The organism is Streptomyces sp. NPDC034085 (assembly GCF_055575555.1).
In genome coordinates this window covers 1-16008 of record NZ_JBVISL010000002.1, presented here as the reverse complement: position 1 = coordinate 16008, position 16008 = coordinate 1, and the positions used below count along the sequence as shown (strand labels likewise).

The window sequence follows — 16008 nt, the reverse complement described above, 5'->3', positions numbered from 1 at the left end:
CTAGCCTGGGGCGCATGAGCGACAGCAGCGCATTCCACGAGGTCCTGCACTCCCTGCGGGTGTGGGACGTCCCGCTTCCCGGCTTCGATCCGGCGGCCGCGCCCGGTGAGCCGCTGGAGCTGTTCCGGGAGTGGTTCGTCCACGCCGCCCGGGCGGGGCAGGCCGAGCCGCACACGATGAGCCTGGCGACGGTGGACGCCGAGGGGCGGCCCGACGTGCGCGTGCTGATGCTGCACGACGCCGACGAGCGGGGCTGGCACTTCGCCTCGCACTCCACGAGCGCCAAGGGCCGTCAGCTGGCCGGCCGGGCGGACGCGGCGCTCGGCTTCTACTGGCCGGCGGTGGGCCGGCAGGTGCGGATCCGGGGACGGGTCGTGGCGTGCGGGCCCGACGAGAGCCGGGCTGACCTGGCGGTGCGCTCGCGCGGGGCGCTGGCGGCCGCCCTGACGGGCCGGCAGAGCGAGGTGCTGGACTCCGCCGACGAGCTGGCGCGGGCGTCGGCGGCGTCGTGGGAGCGGGCGGGGGCGGAACCGGACGCGCCGGCGCCGACCTGGACGCGGTACGTACTCAAGCCCGCCGAGGCGGAGTTCTTCCAGGGTGACGCCGCCCGCCGGCACGTCCGCCTGCGCTACCGGCGCACGGACGGCGCCGCCTGGCTGCGGGAGCTGCTCTGGCCGTAGGCCGCCTCTTCCCGGGAACTCCAGGCGTCGGCCGCACGAGCCGAGCCCTGCTCCCGCGGCCGGAAGACCGCCACCCACACGCCCTCCGCCGCCTCCCGGAAGGCGACCCGCAGGGGCATGCCGATGCGCAGGTCCCCGTGCGGGCAGTCGACGACCTCGGTCATCATCCGCGGTCCCTCCGCGAGGTCGACGACGGCCGCCGCGTAGGGCACGCGCGTGCCGAAGGGCGGCAGGTCGTTGCGGTGGACGACCGACCAGGTGTAGAGCGTCGCGCGGCCGCTCGCCGGCTCCCACGTCACCCGGTCCTCGCCGGCCCAGCAGAAGGGGCAGAACTCGCGCGGGTAGTGGTGGGCGCGCCCGCAGTCGGCGCAGCGGCGCAGCAGGAGGCGGCCTTCGGCCGCGGCGTCCCAGTAGGGGCGGGTGAACTCGTCCGCGTCGGGGAGGTCGTACCGTACGGCGCTCACAGCAGGATTCCGATCGTCGCGTCGAGGGACCAGGTCTGCCAGGACACCGCGAAGAGGGCGACGAGCGAGATGAGCGCCATCATCGAGTTCTGTCCCTGCTCGGCCCAGTCGTGGATCATCAGGACGAGGTAGAGCAGGTTCAGCAGCAGCCCGCCGACCAGGGCCACCGGGGTGAGGAGTCCGAGCACCAGGCCGAGTCCCAGAGCGAGTTCGGCGTAGACGACGACGTACGCCATCAGCCGGGGCCGGGGCTGGACGACCTTGCGGAAGCCGCCCCGCACGAAGGTCCAGCGGTGCTTCCCGGCGACGTCGGCGGCCCAGGCGATGCCGGTGCCGCGCTGGAACCAGGCCTTCTTGTCCTTGTGCCGCCAGCTCTCCAGCCACCACAGGCCGAGGCCTATGCGGAGCACGGCGAGCCATTCGGCCCCGGTGAGCCAGACGGTCTGCATGGGGGCGCCCTCCTCGATCTGACGGTACGTCAGTTCAGCGGATGGCGGCCGATCCCGCAAGGGGCCTCACACGCCCGAGAACAGGCGCCCGTACCCCTTCACCCCGTCCACCGGCTCGCCCGCCGCGCGCAGGGCGGCCCACAGCAGCACCTGGTTCGCGGTCAGCACCGGCCGTTCCAGCTCCGCCTCCAGGGCCGCGATCACCCCGACGGCGCGGAAGCCGTTGCCGCCGACGACCACCGCCTCGGCCGCGTCGGGAACCTGCTCCAGCACCCAGCCGTACAGCGCGTCCGGGCGGATCAGCGCCTGCCCGCTGGGCAGCCCGCACGGGGCGGCGTACACGACCTCGAACCCGGCCTCCTCGTAGTAGCCCCGCCCCAGGTCGCTCAGGGTGGCGTCGAACCACGGCGGATCGACCAGCGCGAGCCGCCCGGCCCCGAGCGCCGCCAGGGCCTCGACGGCGGCGGCGCAGGTGGCGACCACGGGCCGCCCGCCGGCCCGCTCGCGCAGCCGGTCCAGCATGTACGCCTCCCCGCGCGCGCCGATCACGTACGCGGAGCTGGTGAAGGCGTACGCGATCGCCGCCACCGGCGCGGCCGCCAGCAGCTCGGCGGCGTCGTCCACGTGCGGGGGCTCGGCGAAGGCGCGCACCGGGGCGAGCGGCACGGTGAGCCCCATCGCGCCGCCGGGCCCCATCGCCGCGAACGGCACCCGGGCCACGTGCAGGCCGACGTCCGCCGGGGCCATGGCGCGCAGCTCCGATTCGGGGCCGACGTCGGCGTGGGGGGTGAGGACACCGAGGCGGACGCGTACGTCCCACCCGTCGGGCTGCCACATCGCACACTCCTCTCGGGGGCTGAACGCCCCACTTTGTCAGCATCCGCCCCGTCCGCACGACGGGCCGCGCCGGACCGGCCCCCGCCCGTGATCGATCCGCAATCGATTCCCTCCTCGACCGAGACCCATCAACGCTCGGTGTCGATACGCTCACTCCCCATGTCCGAGCCCGCGCCCGACCTGACCTCCACCCAGCCCCGCCCCGTGTACGTGATCGGCGCGGGCCCCGGCGGCCTCGCCGTCGCCGCCGCGCTGCGCGCCCGCGGGGTGCGCGCGGTGGTCGTCGAGCGGTCCGGGGCGGTCGGCGCCTCGTGGCGCGGCCACTACGAGCGGCTGCGGCTCCACACCACCCGGCGGCTGTCGGCCCTGCCCGGGCTGGCGATCCCGCGCCGGTTCGGGCGCTGGGTCGCGCGCGCCGACGTGGTGCGGTACCTGGAGCAGTACGCCGACTTCCACGAGCTGGAGCTGGTGACCGGCGTCGAGGTGTCCCGGATCGAGCGCGCCGCCGACGGGCAGGGCTGGACCCTGCACGCCTCGGGCGGGCGCCTGCTCGCGGCCCGCGCGGTGGTGGTGGCGACGGGCTTCAACCACACCCCCGCCCTCCCGGACTGGCCGGGCCGCGCGACGTACACCGGGCAGCTGCTGCACGCCCGCGACTACCGCGAGCCGGCCCCGTACGCCGGCCGGGACGTGCTCGTCGTCGGCGTCGGCAACACCGGCGCCGAGATAGCCGTGGACCTCGCCGAGGGCGGGGCGCGGCGGGTGCGGCTCGCCGTGCGCACCGCCCCGCACATCGTGCGCCGCTCCACCCTGGGCTGGCCGGCGCAGCGCACCGGGATCCTGGTGCGCAGGCTGCCGGTGCGGTGCGTGGACCGGCTCGGGGCGCTCGCGGCCAAGGCCGTGCCGGACCTGTCGGCGTACGGCCTGCCGCGCCCGCGGACCGGCCTGTACAGCAGGGTGCGGGAGGGGGCGGTTCCGGTGCAGGACGTCGGCCTGATCAGGGCCGTGCGCTCGGGCCGGGTGGAGCCGGTGGCCGCCGTGACCGGCTTCGACGGCGCCGAGGTGGTCCTGGCGGACGGTACGCGGATCACCCCGGACGCGGTGGTCGCGGCGACCGGCTACCGGCGAGGGCTGGAGGGCCTGGTGGGGCACCTGGACGTGCTGGACGAACGCGGCCGCCCGATCGCCCACGGCCCGCGCGCGCCCCGGAACGCCCCGGGGCTGTACTTCACCGGATACACGAACCCGATCAGCGGCATGTTCCGCGAGCTGGCCCTGGACGCCGTACGCATCGCCAGGGCGCTGTCCTAGAGGGCCGAAACCAGCCCTGTACCGGAACGAACACCTCTGCCACCGTTCAAGCACACCACCTCCACCACCTTTCCTGCGCATCCCTGTTCCTGACGGCGTGTCAGTTCAGTAATCTGACTACGCGTCAGTTAGGGATTCTTCGAGCAGGGAGCGGGCGAAGCGATGCTTGGATCTACTCACGGCACCCTCACCACCGACTTCCGCGCACGCGTCGAGGCCTGCGGGGAGTCCCCCAGGACGGCCGTCCACTCCACGGCGGCCCCCTCCGCCGAGGACTCGGCCGCCCTGGACGTCAGCGGACGGCCCCTGCACTCCGACGTGCCCGACCTGGACCGGTTCTTCCGGCCCGAGTCCGTGGCGGTCATCGGCGCCTCCGACACCGACGGCCGGCCCAACACCGGCATCACCCGGCAGCTCATCGCCTGGGCCGAACGCGTCGGCGCCCGCGTCCACCCCGTCCACCCGACGCGCACCGCCGTCTTCGGCCTGCCCTGCCACCCCTCGGTGGCCGAGCTGCCCGAACAGGTCGACCTCGCGGTGCTCCTCGTGGCCGACCCGCTCCCGGTGATCGAGGAACTGGCCGACACCAAGGTCAAGTTCGCCGTCGCGTTCGCCTCCGGCTTCGCCGAGACCGGGGACGCCGGCGCGGCCGCCCAGGCACGCCTGGCCGCCGCCGTCCGCCGCTCCGGGCTGCGCCTGCTCGGCCCGAACACCAACCTCAACGCCTTCCAGGAGTTCCGCGACGACCTCGACGGCCCGGCCATCGCCCTCATCACCCAGTCCGGCCACCAGGGCCGGCCCGTCTACACCCTCCAGGAGCTGGGCATCCGCCTGTCCCACTGGGCGCCGACCGGCAACGAGGCCGACCTGGAGACCTCCGACTTCATCTCCTACTTCGCCGAGCGGCCCGAGGTCGGGGCCATCGCCTGCTACGTGGAGGGCCTCAAGGACGGCCGGTCCTTCCTGCTCGCCGCCGACCGCGCGGCCCGCAACAAGGTCCCGGTCGTCGCGGTCAAGGTCGGCCGCACCGAGACCGGCGCCCGCATGGCCGCCTCCCACACCGGCAAGCTCACGGGGGCCGACACCGTCGTGGATGCCGCCATGCGGCAGTTCGGGGTCATCCGGGTAGACGGGCTGGACGAACTCCAGGACACCGCCGCCCTCCTGGCCCGGGCCCGCCCGCCGCGGGCCGACGGGGTCGTCGTGTACTCCATCTCCGGCGGCACCGGCGCCCACTTCTCCGACCTCGCCACCGAAGCCGGCCTGACCCTGCCCACCCTCTCCGAGGCCAAGCAGGCCGAGCTGCACCAGTGGATCCCGCCGTACCTCAACGTCGCCAACCCCGTCGACAACGGCGGACACCCCGTCGGCGACTGGCGCGGCCGGAAGATCATCGACGCCCTCCTCGCCGATCCCTCCGTCGGCGTGCTGATCTGCCCGATCACCGGCCCCTTCCCCCCGATGAGCGACAGGCTCGCCCAGGACCTGGTCGACGCCGCCGAAGCCACCGACAAGCTGGTCTGCGTCATCTGGGGCTCCCCCGTCGGCACCGAGGAGGCCTACCGCACCACCCTGCTCGGCTCCTCCCGCGTGGCCACCTTCCGCACCTTCGGCAACTGCATCACCGCCGTCCGCGCCTACCTCGGCCACCACCGCTTCACCGCCTCGTACCGCTCCCCCTTCACGGACGCCCCCCGCACCCCCTCCCCCTCCCACCGCAAGGCCCAGGCCCTCATGCGCCCCGGCCAGCAGCTCAGCGAACACGCGGCCAAGCAACTGCTGCGCGCCTACGGCATCCGCGTCCCGCGCGAGCAGCTGGTGACCAGCGCGGCGGCCGCCGTCCGCGCGGCCGGCCTGGTCGGCTACCCGGTCGTCATGAAGGCCTCGGGCCCGCAGCTGGCCCACAAGACGGAACTCGGCCTGGTCAAGGTCGGCCTCACCTCGGCGAGCCAGATCCGCGACGCGTACCGCGAGCTCACGGACACAGCCCGCTACGAGAACGTCCCGCTGGACGGGATCCTGGTCTGCCAGATGATCGAACGCGGCGTCGAGATGGTCGTCGGCGTCACCCAGGACACCCTCTTCGGCCCGACCGTCACCGTGGGCCTGGGCGGCGTCCTGGTGGAGGTGCTGGGCGACGCGGCGGTCCGCGTCCCGCCCTTCGGGGAGGACCAGGCCCGCACGATGCTCCGCGAACTGCGCGGGCACGCCCTGCTGGAGGGCGTACGGGGGGCACCCCCGGCGGACGTGGACGCGCTGGTGGAGGTCATCCTGCGGGTCCAGCGGATGGCGCTGGAACTGGGCGACGACCTGTCCGAACTGGACATCAACCCCCTGATGGTCCTCCCCCGGGGCCAGGGCGCGGTGGCCCTGGACGCCCTGGCCGTATGCCTCTGACTCCTCACGGCTCGTACGGGACGGAGCCGGATCCCCTCCCCGCCCTTCGCCCGTTCCCCGGACTCCGCCCGGACCCGCGCCTCAAACGCCGGCGAGGCTGGGTTGTACCAGCCAGGCCGGTGATGCCCGTGAGGCGGGGCGAGGTGCACTCAACGGAGGGGGCGGGGGCGGGGTGGGGTGTTGGCCGGGACTAAAACGAGATGAATTCGGCGCGCGGTACCGCTTCCCCACGGGATCCGGAACAGGCGCCGAACATCGAAGCCCGTCCCGGACGACACCCCACCCCGCCCCCGACCCCGGCCCACCCGAACGCCGTCCCCCACACCACCCATGCAGCGCAACGCTGTCTCCCAGGAGCCCCCATGGACGAGATCCTGCACCGCGTCGACGCCGGCGTCAGCTGGATCACCCTCAACCGCCCCGACGCCATGAACGCCCTCACCCCGGACCAGCGCGAGCGCGTGATCGCCCTGCTCGACGCCGCCTCCGCCGACCCCGGCATCCGCGCCGTCGTCCTCACCGCCACCGGCAAGGGCTTCTGCGCCGGCGCCGACCTCCGCAGCAGCGGCACCACCGGCCCCGGTCCCAACAGCGGCAGCGCCCCGGCCGACCGCGTCGCCGGCGACGTCGCCCGCCTGATCCGCCTCGGCGCCCAGCGCCTCGTCACGGCGGTCCTCGACTGCGAGAAGCCCGTCATCGCGGCGGTCAACGGCACCGCCGCCGGCATCGGCGCCCACCTCGCCCTCGCCTGCGACCTCGTCATCGCCGCCGAAACCGCCCGCTTCATCGAGGTGTTCGTCCGCCGCGGCCTCGTCCCCGACGGCGCCGGCGCCTACCTCCTGCCCCGCCTCCTCGGCCCGCAGAAGGCCAAGGAGCTGATGTTCTTCGGCGACGCCGTCCCCGCCCAGGAGGCCGCCCGCCTCGGCCTCGTCAACAAGGTGGTCCCGGACGGCGAGCTGGAGGCGGCCGCCCGCGACTGGGCCGAGCGTCTGGCCCAGGGCCCCACCCGCGCGCTCGCGCTCACGAAGCAGCTGGTCAACGCCTCCCTGGACGGCGACCGGGCGACCGCCCTGGCCGCCGAGGCCACCGCCCAGGAGCTCAACATGACCACCATCGACGCGAACGAGGGCGTGGCGAGCTTCGTGGAGCGCCGCACCCCGAAGTACGTGGGCCGCTGACCGTCCCCCCGCCCCGGGGACCGGCCGGGCCCCGGGGAGCAGCCCCCGGCCCCTACATCCGCGGGTCCGGCTTCAGCAGCGCGAACACCGCTCCCGCCGGGTCGGCGCCCCACGCGATGCGGCCGACCCCGGGTACGTCCGCCGCCGGCATCAGCACCGCGCCGCCGTTGTCCTCGACCACCGAGACGGTGGCGTCGACGTCCGCCACGTGGAAGTACGGGACCCAGCGCGGCACCATCGTGGACGCGCCGCCCGCCCCCTCGCCCTGCGGCGCCACCCCGCCGAAGGACCCCTCCTGCTGGTCGCCGTCGCCGACGCTCAGCACCCGGTACGTCATCCCCGGCACCTCCCTCTCGGTGGACCGCCAGCCGAACACCCCGGCGTAGAACCGGATCGCCGCGACCGGGTCCGGTACGTGGAGCTCCACCCACACCAGGCTGTTCTCGGCGGAGGCCAGCTCCAGACCGCCGGTCTTCCCCGGCTGCCAGGAGGCGAACTCCGCCCCCTGCGGGTCGGTGAACTGCGCCAGCCAGCCCTCTCCCATGACGTCCATGGGTTCCATCCGCACCCGCCCGCCCCCGGCCCGCACGGCCTCGGCGGTGGCCCGTACGTCGGGGCTCTGGAAGTGCACCATCCACGCCGAGCGCGCGCCCTCGTCGGTGAGCGGGCCGAGGGCGGCCACGGTCCTGCCGCCGAGCCGGAAGAACCCGTACCCGCCCGCCTCGGGGCCGGCGGAGACGAACTCCCAGCCGAAGACCGCCCCGTAGAACGCGGCGGCCGCGCCGGTGTCGGGGCTCCCGAGGTCGAGCCAGTTGGGCGATCCGGTACGGAAGGCGGTGCCGAGCATGGGGTCCTCCAGCGGGTGGGGCGACACGGTCGGTGGCCACCATGCCCACCCCTCGGGCGGAGGGCGGCGTACGGCCGCCCGGGCCCGGGCGGATTCACCCGTTCGGTGGTCGCAGGTCAGGCCCTCAACCGCCCACGGCGAGCCCCACACCCACGAGCAGCAGCACCATCAGCCCCGCGCCCGTGACGGCGGCGGCCCGAGCGAGCATCTCCAGGGGCCGCGCGTCCCGGGCCCGCGCGTACAGCGCCCCGGCGACCGGCAGTACCGCGAGGCCGGCGGTCCACGCCCAGGCCGGCCCGAAGGGCAGCCCGCGCGACCGCCCCCAGGCCGCGTACAGCGCCGCGAGGGCCGCGCCCAGCAGGACGGCCGGGCCGGCGGCGGGCAATCCGGTACGCCGCCCCAGGGACCGGGCCGCGGCCGCGACCGGCAGGGCGAAGAGGACGGCGTGCACCAGCCCCAGCAGCGGCAGCAGTACGGGCCCGAGGACGAGCAGCAGCAGGATCCCGAAGGCTCCGCCGGCGGCGGGGTCGTAGTCCTCGTGCCGGGAGGCGATCAGCACCGAGCCCGCCGCCAGCAGCAGCGGCTGCCCGGCCGCCAGGGCCAGGGCCCCGGGCAGCTCCCGGGCCCACACGCTCGCGGGCTGACGCGGCTGCGGCTCTCGCACGTGCGGCCCCCGCACCTCCGGCTCGGCCACCTCCGGCTCCCGCACCAGCGGCCCCCGCACCTCGTGTGCCATCGCGCCCCACCCCCGCCACTTGAACACGTTCAACCAGCCCGCACCCTACACCCGCACCCCGACCCGGCCTCCGCGCCCCTTCCCATCTGACGTATCGTCAGCTTCAATCGGGAGGGTGATGGGACACGCAGGGATGGCGGCCACCGTCGTCCGATACCTCAGGTCAGCCGGCTCCCCCACCTCCGCCGGACACGTCGACGCCCTGCCCCGGCCCGACCTGCGGGCCGTCGGCGAGGACGAGCGCGCGCCCGTCGATCCCGCCGAGTTCCGGGCCGTCCTGGGCAACTTCGCGAGCGGGGTCACCGTCATCACCGCCCCGGCCGCCGAGGGCGAAGAGGGCCCGGCCGGCTTCGCCTGCCAGTCCTTCGCCTCGCTCTCCCTCGACCCGCCCCTGGTCACCTTCATGGTGGCCCGTACGTCGACCACCTGGCCGCGGATCGCCCGCGCCGGGGTGTTCTGCGTCAACGTCCTCGGGGCCGCACAGGGCGAGCTGTGCAGGGCCTTCGCGGTCAGCGGCGCCGACAAGTTCGCCGGGGTCCCCCACCGGCCCGCCCCCGTGACCGGATCCCCGCAGCTGGACGACGTACCGGCCTGGATCGACTGCCGCATCCACGCCGTCCACACCGGCGGGGACCACCTCATCGTCGTGGGCCGCGTCGAGGCCCTGGGCGCGGCCGGCGAGGACGGCCCGCTCCTCTTCCACAAGGGCCGCTTCGCCCGCCTGGCCGACTGACGCCCCCGCCCCGCCCGCCGGTTATCCTGCGGGCGACGTCAGGGCGGGGGGCCATGGGGAACACGTACGGGCCGGGTCGGACCCGGTGGACCACCACCACCGGATGGCTGATGCTGGCGAGCGCCGTGGCCGCCGTCCTGTGCGCCCTCGTCGGAGTGAGCCCGTACCCGCCGCTGACCACGGAGACGTCCCTGGCCGGCGCATCCGTCCTCTTCGCGGCGTGCTGGGTCGCGGCGTCCCTCCACGCCCGCCGCCTCCCGCCGAAGGCCGACCTGCGCAAGCGGCCGCCGGGCCGGCGGAACCGCGCGTTGATCCACGTGATCGCCTTCGGCGTCCCCCTCGCCACCTTCGCCGCCCTGATCATGTGCTTCACCGAGTCCGGCGAGGAGGGCAGGCGCACGGAGCGGCTGGAGCGGGCCGGCTACGACCGCCACGAGGCCCGGATCGTCCGGCTGGCCGGCGAACCGGAGCACACCCCGGCCACGGACGACGGCAACGAGCACTACACCACCGACGTGATCGTCCGCGTCCCCTACGACAGCGGCCCGCGGGACGTCGCCGTCGCGGGTGTGCACACCGGGAAGCGCCCCGAGCCGGGCGCCACGGCCGAGGTCTACTTCGCCCCCGCCCACCCCGAGGTCGGCGTGGGCACGTCGCCGGTCCGCGCCCCCGCCGGTCTGCTGGTCACCGCGATCTTCCTGATCACCCTCGGGCCGTGGCCCTTCGTCGCGGGCGCCGCGATCAAGTCGTCCATGGAACCTGAGTACGTGGACCGGCTGCGCCGCTTCGACGCCCGGACCCACCTGCCCGCCCTCGGCCTGCTGCTCCTCGGCGTCCTCGCGCTGCTGCCGGTGGCCCTGGGCGTGCCGGTGGCGGGCTTCACCCGCCTCTGGGCCCCGCTCGCCCTCCCCGCGCCGGCCCTGGCGCTGACCTGGGTGGTCCGGCGCGCGTAGTGCGGCCGGGCCACCGGCTCAGAAGGTGAGCACCCCGCGTGCGATCCGCCCGTGGCGGGCGTCGTCCACGGCCTTCGCGAAGTCCTCCACCGGGTAGACCTCCGTCACCAGCTGGTCCAGCAGCAGCCTGCCCTGCCGGTACAGGTCGGCGTAGAGGGCGATGTCGCGCTGGGGGCGGGAGGACCCGTACCGACAGCCCATGATCGTCTTGTCCAGGTACAGGGAGGACACGAGGAACGACGCCTCCTCCGCGAAGCCCGGCACTCCGAGCAGCACCGCCTGTCCGTGCCGGTCGAGGAGGTCGACGGCCTGGCGGATCAGTGCGACGCTGCCCACGCACTCGAAGGCGTGGTCCGCGCCCGTCGGCAGGATCTCCCGTACGGCGGCCGGGGTGTCCTCGACGGCCGAGGCGTCGATGAAGTGGGTGGCGCCGAACTGCCGGGCCACCGCCTCCTTCGCCGGGTTCGCGTCCACCGCGACGATGGTGGCGGCGCCCGCGATCCGGGCGCCCTGGAGGACGTTCAGGCCGATCCCGCCGGTCCCGATGACCACGACGGTCTCGCCGAGGCCGACCCTGGCCCGGTTCAGCACGGCGCCCACCCCGGTGAGCACGCCGCAGCCGATCAGCGCGGCCGAGGTCAGGGGGATGCCGTCAGGGATCTTCACCGCCTGCACGGCCTTGACGAGGGTCCGTTCGGCGAAGGCCGAGTTGGAGGCGAACTGGAACAGCGGCTTGCCGTCCCGCGAGAACGGCCGGTCCGGCATCCCGATCGCCTTGCGGCACATCGTCGGCCGGCCCCGGTCGCAGTCCGCGCACGTCCCGCAGTTGGCGAGGGTGGACAGGGCGACGTGGTCCCCGGGCGCCACGTGCGTCACACCCGCCCCCACCGCCTCGACCACGCCCGCGCCCTCGTGCCCGAGCACCACGGGCGGCGGGAAGGGGATCGTCCCGTCGATCACCGACAGGTCGCTGTGGCACAGCCCGGCCGCCGCCATCGCGACCAGCACCTCCCCCGGCCCGGGGTCCCGGATCTCCAGGTCCCCGACCACCTGGGCCTGCTTGCCGTCGAACACGACGCCTCTCACCTGGGCTCCTTAGGCAGGCCGAGCACCCGCTCGGCGATGATGTTCCGCTGGATCTCGTCCGAGCCGCCGTAGATCGTGTCGGCCCGCGTGAACAGGAACAGGCGCTGCGTCTCGTCGAGCCCGCGTTCGTACGGCGCTCCGCGCGCCCACGGCCCCGGCCCGGCCGTCGCCGCCGCCCCCCGCACCGCCACCGCCAGCTCCCCGAGCCGCCGGTGCCACCCGCCCCACAGCAGCTTCGCCACGCTGGGCGCGCCCGCGTCGCCCGCCGCCCCCAGGGTCCGCAGGGCGTTCCACCGCATGGTGCGCAGCTCCGCCCACTGCCGTACGAGGCGCTCGCGCAGGACCGGGTCCGTGGAGCCCGAGGCGGCGTGGTCCCGGACGACGCGCTCCAGTTCGGCGGCGAAGCCGATCTGCTGGACGAGGGTGGAGACGCCCCGCTCCAGGGCGAGCAGGCCCATGGCGACGGCCCAGCCGTTGCCCTCGCCGCCGACGACCTCCTCCGCGAGGGCCCCGTCGAAGAAGACCTCGTTGAACTCCGCCGTCCCGGACATCTGCCGGATCGGGCGGACCTCCACCCGCCCGGGCTGGTCCATCCGTACGAGCAGGAAGGACAGGCCCCTGTGGCGGCGGGACCCGGCCTCGGTGCGGGCGAGGACGAAGCACCAGTCGGCCTCGCGGGCCAGGGACGTCCAGATCTTCTGCCCGGTGACGCGCAGCCGCCCGGACGCGCCGCGCCCGGGTTCGCGTACGGCTGCCGTGCGCACCGCGGCGAGGTCGGATCCGGCGCCGGGCTCGCTGTAGCCCTGGCACCACAGCTCCTCGCCGCGGGCGATCGCGGGCAGGAAGCGGTCCTTCTGCTCGCGGCTGCCGTAGGCGATCAGGGTGGGCGCGAGGAGGTTCTCCCCGATGTGGCCGACGCGGGCGGGGGCGCGCAGCGCCGCGTACTCCTCGGCCCACACCACCTGCCCGGTGAGGGAGAGCCGGCGGTTGCCGTACCCCTGCTCCTGCCAGCCCTGGCCGATCCAGCCGCCGCGCCCCAGCTCCCGCTCCCAGTCGCGGCGGGCGTCGACGCCTTCGTGCTCGCTGCCCGGGCCGCCGAGGCCGGCGGCCTGCGCGTACGGGCCCACGAGGTGCGCGGTGAGCCAGGCGCGGGCGCGGGCGCGCAGTTCCTCGTCCTCGGCCCCGAAGCTGAAGTCCACGCGGCGCCCCTCTCAGGCGTTGGGCCGGTCCTTGGCGGCGGCGGCCCTGGCCATCGCCTCCAGTTGGCCCAGCATCGGCATGGGGTCGGTGCCCACCGTCCCGGGGAGGAAGTCGGCGATCTTCTCGGGCGTCCAGGGGCCTTCGGCGTAGCCGGCGCGCAGTTCGCGCGGCTGGGCCCAGACGGCGATCTTGGGGCCGGCGACCGTGTAGACCTGCCCGGTGATGCCCTCGCCCTTGGCGCGGTCGCTGAGCAGGTAGGTCACGAGCGCGGCGACGTCCTCGGGCTCGCCGATCTCCTTCAGCTCCATCGGCACGTTGGCGGACATCCGGGTGCGGGCGACGGGGGCGACGGCGTTCGCGGTGACCCCGTACTTGTGCAGCCCCAGGGCGGCGCTGCGCACCAGCGAGATGATCCCGCCCTTGGCCGCGCTGTAGTTGGCCTGGGCGACGGATCCGGTGTGGTTGCCGCTGGTGAAGCCGATCAGGGTCCCGGAGCCCTGCCGGCGCATCACGGCGGAGGCGGCGCGGAAGACGGTGAAGGTGCCTTTGAGATGGGTGGCGACGACGGGGTCCCACTCCTCCTCGGACATGTTGAACAGCATCCGCTCGCGCAGGATGCCGGCGACGCAGACCACCCCGTCGACGCGCCCGTACCGGGCGAGGGCGGTGTCGACGATGCGCTGGCCGCCGGCCATGGTCGAGATGTCGTCCGCGACGGCGACGGCCTCGCCGCCGGCGGCCTGGATCTCCTTGACGACGTTCTCCGCGACCTCGCTGGCCGGCTCACCGCCCTCGATGCCGACGCCGTAGTCGTTGACGACGACCCTGGCGCCCTCGGCGGCGGCGGCGAGGGCCACCGCCCGGCCGATGCCGCGGCCGGCGCCGGTGACGGCGACGACCTTCCCTGCCAAGAAGTTCCCCACGGACGACCCCTTCCCGTACTTTCTGACGGACCGTTAGATTCTATGACCTGTCCGATCCCTTCACACAAGCCCTAGGAGCTGATGGCCGGTGACGCTGCCCCCCGAGTTCCACGACATCGCCGAGCGGATCAACAACTGGGGCCGCTGGGGCGCCGACGACGAGATCGGGACGCTGAACCTCATCACCGACGAGGTGGTGCGGGCGGCCGCCGCGGAGATCCGTACGGGCCGCCGGGTCCCCCTGGCCCTCCCCCTCGAGGAGGGCGGGGTGCAGACCGGGATGATCCCGGGGCGCGTCAACCCGCTGCACACGATGGTGCAGATCAACCAGGAGATCTTCGGCCCGGGCACGGTCGCGTGCAGCGACGACGCGGTGACGATGGGACTCCAGGCGGCCACCCACTGGGACGCCCTGACCCACGTCTCGCACTCGGGCCGGATCTACAACGGCCGCCCCGCCTCCACCATCACCGCGCACACCCGCGCGCAGTTCAGCGGCATCGACAAGGCCCGGCACATCGTCTCCCGGGGGGTCCTGCTGGACGTGGCCCGCGCCAAGGGCCTGGACCGCCTCCCGGGCGACCACGCGGTCACGCCGGGGGACCTCGCGGAGGCGGAGGAGTTCGGCCGCGTCACGGTCCGCGCGGGGGACGTCGTCCTGGTCCGCACCGGCCAGATCCAGGTCTGCCTGGCGGGCGACCGGCACGGCTACGGCTTCCCCTCGCCCGGACTCTCCGTCCGCACCCCGGAGTGGTTCCACGCGCGCGACGTGGCGGCCGTCGCGAACGACACCCTCACCTTCGAGATCTTCCCGCCGGAGATCGAGAACCTCTGGCTGCCGGTGCACGCCCTCGACCTGGTCGAGATGGGCATGCACCAGGGCCAGAACTGGAACCTGGAGGAGCTGTCCACAGCCTGTGCGGAAGCGGGCCGCCACTCCTTCCTGCTGTCCGCGATGCCGGAACCTTTCGTCGGCGGCACCGGCACGCCGGTGGCCCCGGTGGCGGTCCTCTGACCCCCGCCATCACGCCACGCCCGCGGGGCCGGTCCCGCGGACCCGGGCCGGCCAGCGGAAACGGTGCATTGACCACACACCTGATCGGATACCCGTGCGGCTGGTGGGGCTGACGCGCTCGGAGATATCCCCCCAACTGCCGCGAACCGGCCGATTCCCCCCTTCATGCCGCGACTCGGCTTCGGAACGATGAGTCCCGCGACTCCCAGGCCGCCGCCCCGAACGGCCGGCCTGTCAGGCTGCCGAAGAAGAAGAGGGGAACACCCATGTCACCGCGCAGGATCCTGGCGATGATGACCGCGACCGCGGCCCTGATGGCGGGCCCGGTACTGACAGCCGAAGCCTCCACCTCGACCGCCTTCTCCCAGCAGACCCGCGCCGCCGGACTGACCGCCGCGCAGGCGGCCGAGCTCCAGCAGCGGGTCGACGCCGTACTCGCGTCGGACCCGCAGGCCCGCCAGACATCCGCGAACAAGCTGACCACCGCCGGCGGCGAGCTGGTCCTCAGGGCCCCGGGCCAGACCGAGACCCGCGACCTGGCCGCCCCGGGCGTGGCACTGGCCTGCAACGACGGCCACCTGTGCATCAGGGACGGGCAGGGCAACAACTACGACTACTACCGCTGCGGCTACTACAGCTTCAGCGGCATCGGCGACGGCACGTTCAACAACAACCAGACCCCGGGCACCCGGGCCCGCTTCTACAACCAGAACGGCAGCGAGCGCTGGTCCAACGTGGCCAAGGACTCCGGCACGGCGTCCTGGACCCCGGTCTACCACATCCGCCCCTGCTGACACCCCGACCCGGCGCCCGGCGCCCCGCCCCACCGGGCGCGGGCCCGGGCGCCCCGGCTTCCCTTCCCACCTCTCATGCGCCCCGCCCCCGGAACCAATCGCATTTGTGTTCGCGTCACCTGACGGGTAGACAAGGATGCTCGCGAAGGCAGCTCGACCTCGGGGGGCGGGTCAGAAGTGACCGACCACGTACCGATCAATCCGTGCACGATCCCGCAGTTCACGGGTGACCTGGACGCGTTGGAGCAGGACCATGCGGCCATCACGACGGCTGCGGGGACGTTCCGTGACGCGGGTGCGAACGTGGACTCGGAGTTCCAGGGCCTGTCGGCGTTCTACTCGGCTCCCGAGGCCGCGAAGCTGTTCGCGACGACGAAGCCGGTCAAGACGGACAGTGACTTCTTC

General features: G+C 74.2%; 17 protein-coding genes. 9 read left to right on the top strand and 8 right to left on the bottom strand.

The annotated features are described in order from the left end of the window. Window positions 1-14 precede the first annotated feature (14 nt). A complete protein-coding gene (locus tag ACZ501_RS05230; RefSeq protein ID WP_468792742.1) occupies window positions 15-680 on the top strand; it encodes a pyridoxine/pyridoxamine 5'-phosphate oxidase in 666 nt (221 codons plus the stop codon). Here the strand turns inward: ACZ501_RS05230 and ACZ501_RS05225 are convergent. The 3 genes from ACZ501_RS05225 to ACZ501_RS05215 all read right to left on the bottom strand — a co-directional run bounded on the left by ACZ501_RS05225 (window position 629) and on the right by ACZ501_RS05215 (window position 2430). Next, the gene (locus tag ACZ501_RS05225; protein WP_468792740.1) at window positions 629-1144 is read right to left on the bottom strand and encodes a Zn-ribbon domain-containing OB-fold protein; all 516 of its coding nucleotides are present in this window, start codon (window positions 1142-1144) and stop codon (window positions 629-631) included. The genes ACZ501_RS05230 and ACZ501_RS05225 overlap by 52 nt on opposite strands. Beyond that, a complete protein-coding gene (locus ACZ501_RS05220) occupies window positions 1141-1593 on the bottom strand; it encodes a DoxX family membrane protein (RefSeq protein WP_468792737.1) in 453 nt (150 codons plus the stop codon). The genes ACZ501_RS05225 and ACZ501_RS05220 overlap by 4 nt, the downstream gene beginning before the upstream one ends. A gap of 66 nt (window positions 1594-1659) precedes the next feature. Continuing rightward, complete coding sequence (locus ACZ501_RS05215) at window positions 1660-2430, bottom strand: maleate cis-trans isomerase family protein (RefSeq protein ID WP_361601012.1); 771 nt, start codon at window positions 2428-2430, stop codon at window positions 1660-1662. 159 nt (window positions 2431-2589) lie between these two features. Here ACZ501_RS05215 and ACZ501_RS05210 point away from each other — a divergent pair, with 159 nt between their 5' ends. The 3 genes from ACZ501_RS05210 (at window position 2590) to ACZ501_RS05200 (ending at window position 7316) form a co-directional block, all read left to right on the top strand. Then, window positions 2590-3741 (top strand): flavin-containing monooxygenase, encoded by a 1152-nt coding sequence (locus ACZ501_RS05210; protein WP_468792734.1) that lies wholly within the window; start codon window positions 2590-2592, stop codon window positions 3739-3741. Between the two features lie 162 nt (window positions 3742-3903). Continuing rightward, on the top strand, window positions 3904-6138 hold the full coding sequence (locus ACZ501_RS05205; RefSeq protein ID WP_361601006.1) for an acetate--CoA ligase family protein: 2235 nt from the start codon (window positions 3904-3906) through the stop codon (window positions 6136-6138). A 362-nt stretch (window positions 6139-6500) separates the two neighbouring features. Then, window positions 6501-7316, top strand: a complete 816-nt coding sequence (locus ACZ501_RS05200) for an enoyl-CoA hydratase/isomerase family protein (RefSeq protein ID WP_468792732.1) — start codon at window positions 6501-6503, stop codon at window positions 7314-7316. A gap of 52 nt (window positions 7317-7368) precedes the next feature. On the opposite strand, the gene ACZ501_RS05195 is transcribed toward ACZ501_RS05200, so the two are convergent. Together ACZ501_RS05195 and ACZ501_RS05190 are read right to left on the bottom strand one after the other, a co-directional pair. Further along, on the bottom strand, window positions 7369-8163 hold the full coding sequence (locus ACZ501_RS05195; protein WP_468793802.1) for a VOC family protein: 795 nt from the start codon (window positions 8161-8163) through the stop codon (window positions 7369-7371). Window positions 8164-8287: 124 nt separating this feature from the next. Continuing rightward, window positions 8288-8899: a hypothetical protein gene (locus tag ACZ501_RS05190; protein WP_468792729.1), complete on the bottom strand. Its 612-nt coding sequence runs from the start codon at window positions 8897-8899 to the stop codon at window positions 8288-8290. A gap of 118 nt (window positions 8900-9017) precedes the next feature. Between ACZ501_RS05190 and ACZ501_RS05185 the strand changes: the two genes are divergently transcribed. Both ACZ501_RS05185 and ACZ501_RS05180 read left to right on the top strand, forming a co-directional pair. Further along, window positions 9018-9632: a flavin reductase family protein gene (locus ACZ501_RS05185; RefSeq protein ID WP_468793799.1), complete on the top strand. Its 615-nt coding sequence runs from the start codon at window positions 9018-9020 to the stop codon at window positions 9630-9632. Between the two features lie 53 nt (window positions 9633-9685). Beyond that, window positions 9686-10585, top strand: a complete 900-nt coding sequence (locus ACZ501_RS05180) for a hypothetical protein (RefSeq protein ID WP_468792727.1) — start codon at window positions 9686-9688, stop codon at window positions 10583-10585. 18 nt (window positions 10586-10603) lie between these two features. On the opposite strand, the gene ACZ501_RS05175 is transcribed toward ACZ501_RS05180, so the two are convergent. Genes ACZ501_RS05175 through ACZ501_RS05165 form a run of 3 tightly spaced genes read right to left on the bottom strand, consistent with a single transcriptional unit; the run spans window position 10604 to window position 13794 of the window. Beyond that, entirely contained in the window at window positions 10604-11671 is a 1068-nt protein-coding gene (locus tag ACZ501_RS05175; protein ID WP_468792724.1) for a Zn-dependent alcohol dehydrogenase, read from the bottom strand. Continuing rightward, window positions 11668-12870, bottom strand: a complete 1203-nt coding sequence (locus ACZ501_RS05170; protein ID WP_468792721.1) for an acyl-CoA dehydrogenase family protein — start codon at window positions 12868-12870, stop codon at window positions 11668-11670. The genes ACZ501_RS05175 and ACZ501_RS05170 overlap by 4 nt, the downstream gene beginning before the upstream one ends. Before the next feature lie 12 nt (window positions 12871-12882). Further along, window positions 12883-13794, bottom strand: coding sequence for an SDR family NAD(P)-dependent oxidoreductase (locus ACZ501_RS05165; RefSeq protein WP_468792719.1), 912 nt, complete (start codon window positions 13792-13794; stop codon window positions 12883-12885). Between the two features lie 88 nt (window positions 13795-13882). Between ACZ501_RS05165 and ACZ501_RS05160 the strand changes: the two genes are divergently transcribed. The 3 genes from ACZ501_RS05160 to ACZ501_RS05150 form a co-directional block, all read left to right on the top strand. Next, complete coding sequence (locus ACZ501_RS05160) at window positions 13883-14809, top strand: cyclase family protein (protein WP_361600982.1); 927 nt, start codon at window positions 13883-13885, stop codon at window positions 14807-14809. 266 nt (window positions 14810-15075) lie between these two features. Further along, window positions 15076-15603, top strand: a complete 528-nt coding sequence (locus ACZ501_RS05155; protein WP_361600979.1) for a hypothetical protein — start codon at window positions 15076-15078, stop codon at window positions 15601-15603. A 177-nt stretch (window positions 15604-15780) separates the two neighbouring features. Continuing rightward, a partial coding sequence (locus tag ACZ501_RS05150; RefSeq protein WP_468792716.1) for a hypothetical protein occupies window positions 15781-16008 on the top strand: 228 nt, incomplete at its 3' end.

Bases quoted from the DNA above. Each gene is read 5' to 3' on its own strand.
- ACZ501_RS05230 (WP_468792742.1), top strand. From the start codon at position 15: ATGAGCGACAGCAGCGCATTCCACGAGGTCCTGCACTCCCTGCGGGTG.
- ACZ501_RS05220 (WP_468792737.1), bottom strand. From the start codon at position 1,593: ATGCAGACCGTCTGGCTCACCGGGGCCGAATGGCTCGCCGTGCTCCGC.
- ACZ501_RS05215 (WP_361601012.1), bottom strand. From the start codon at position 2,430: ATGTGGCAGCCCGACGGGTGGGACGTACGCGTCCGCCTCGGTGTCCTC.
- ACZ501_RS05210 (WP_468792734.1), top strand. From the start codon at position 2,590: ATGTCCGAGCCCGCGCCCGACCTGACCTCCACCCAGCCCCGCCCCGTG.
- ACZ501_RS05205 (WP_361601006.1), top strand. From the start codon at position 3,904: ATGCTTGGATCTACTCACGGCACCCTCACCACCGACTTCCGCGCACGC.
- ACZ501_RS05200 (WP_468792732.1), top strand. From the start codon at position 6,501: ATGGACGAGATCCTGCACCGCGTCGACGCCGGCGTCAGCTGGATCACC.
- ACZ501_RS05195 (WP_468793802.1), bottom strand. From the start codon at position 8,163: ATGCTCGGCACCGCCTTCCGTACCGGATCGCCCAACTGGCTCGACCTC.
- ACZ501_RS05190 (WP_468792729.1), bottom strand. From the start codon at position 8,899: ATGGCACACGAGGTGCGGGGGCCGCTGGTGCGGGAGCCGGAGGTGGCC.
- ACZ501_RS05185 (WP_468793799.1), top strand. From the start codon at position 9,018: ATGGGACACGCAGGGATGGCGGCCACCGTCGTCCGATACCTCAGGTCA.
- ACZ501_RS05180 (WP_468792727.1), top strand. From the start codon at position 9,686: ATGGGGAACACGTACGGGCCGGGTCGGACCCGGTGGACCACCACCACC.
- ACZ501_RS05155 (WP_361600979.1), top strand. From the start codon at position 15,076: ATGTCACCGCGCAGGATCCTGGCGATGATGACCGCGACCGCGGCCCTG.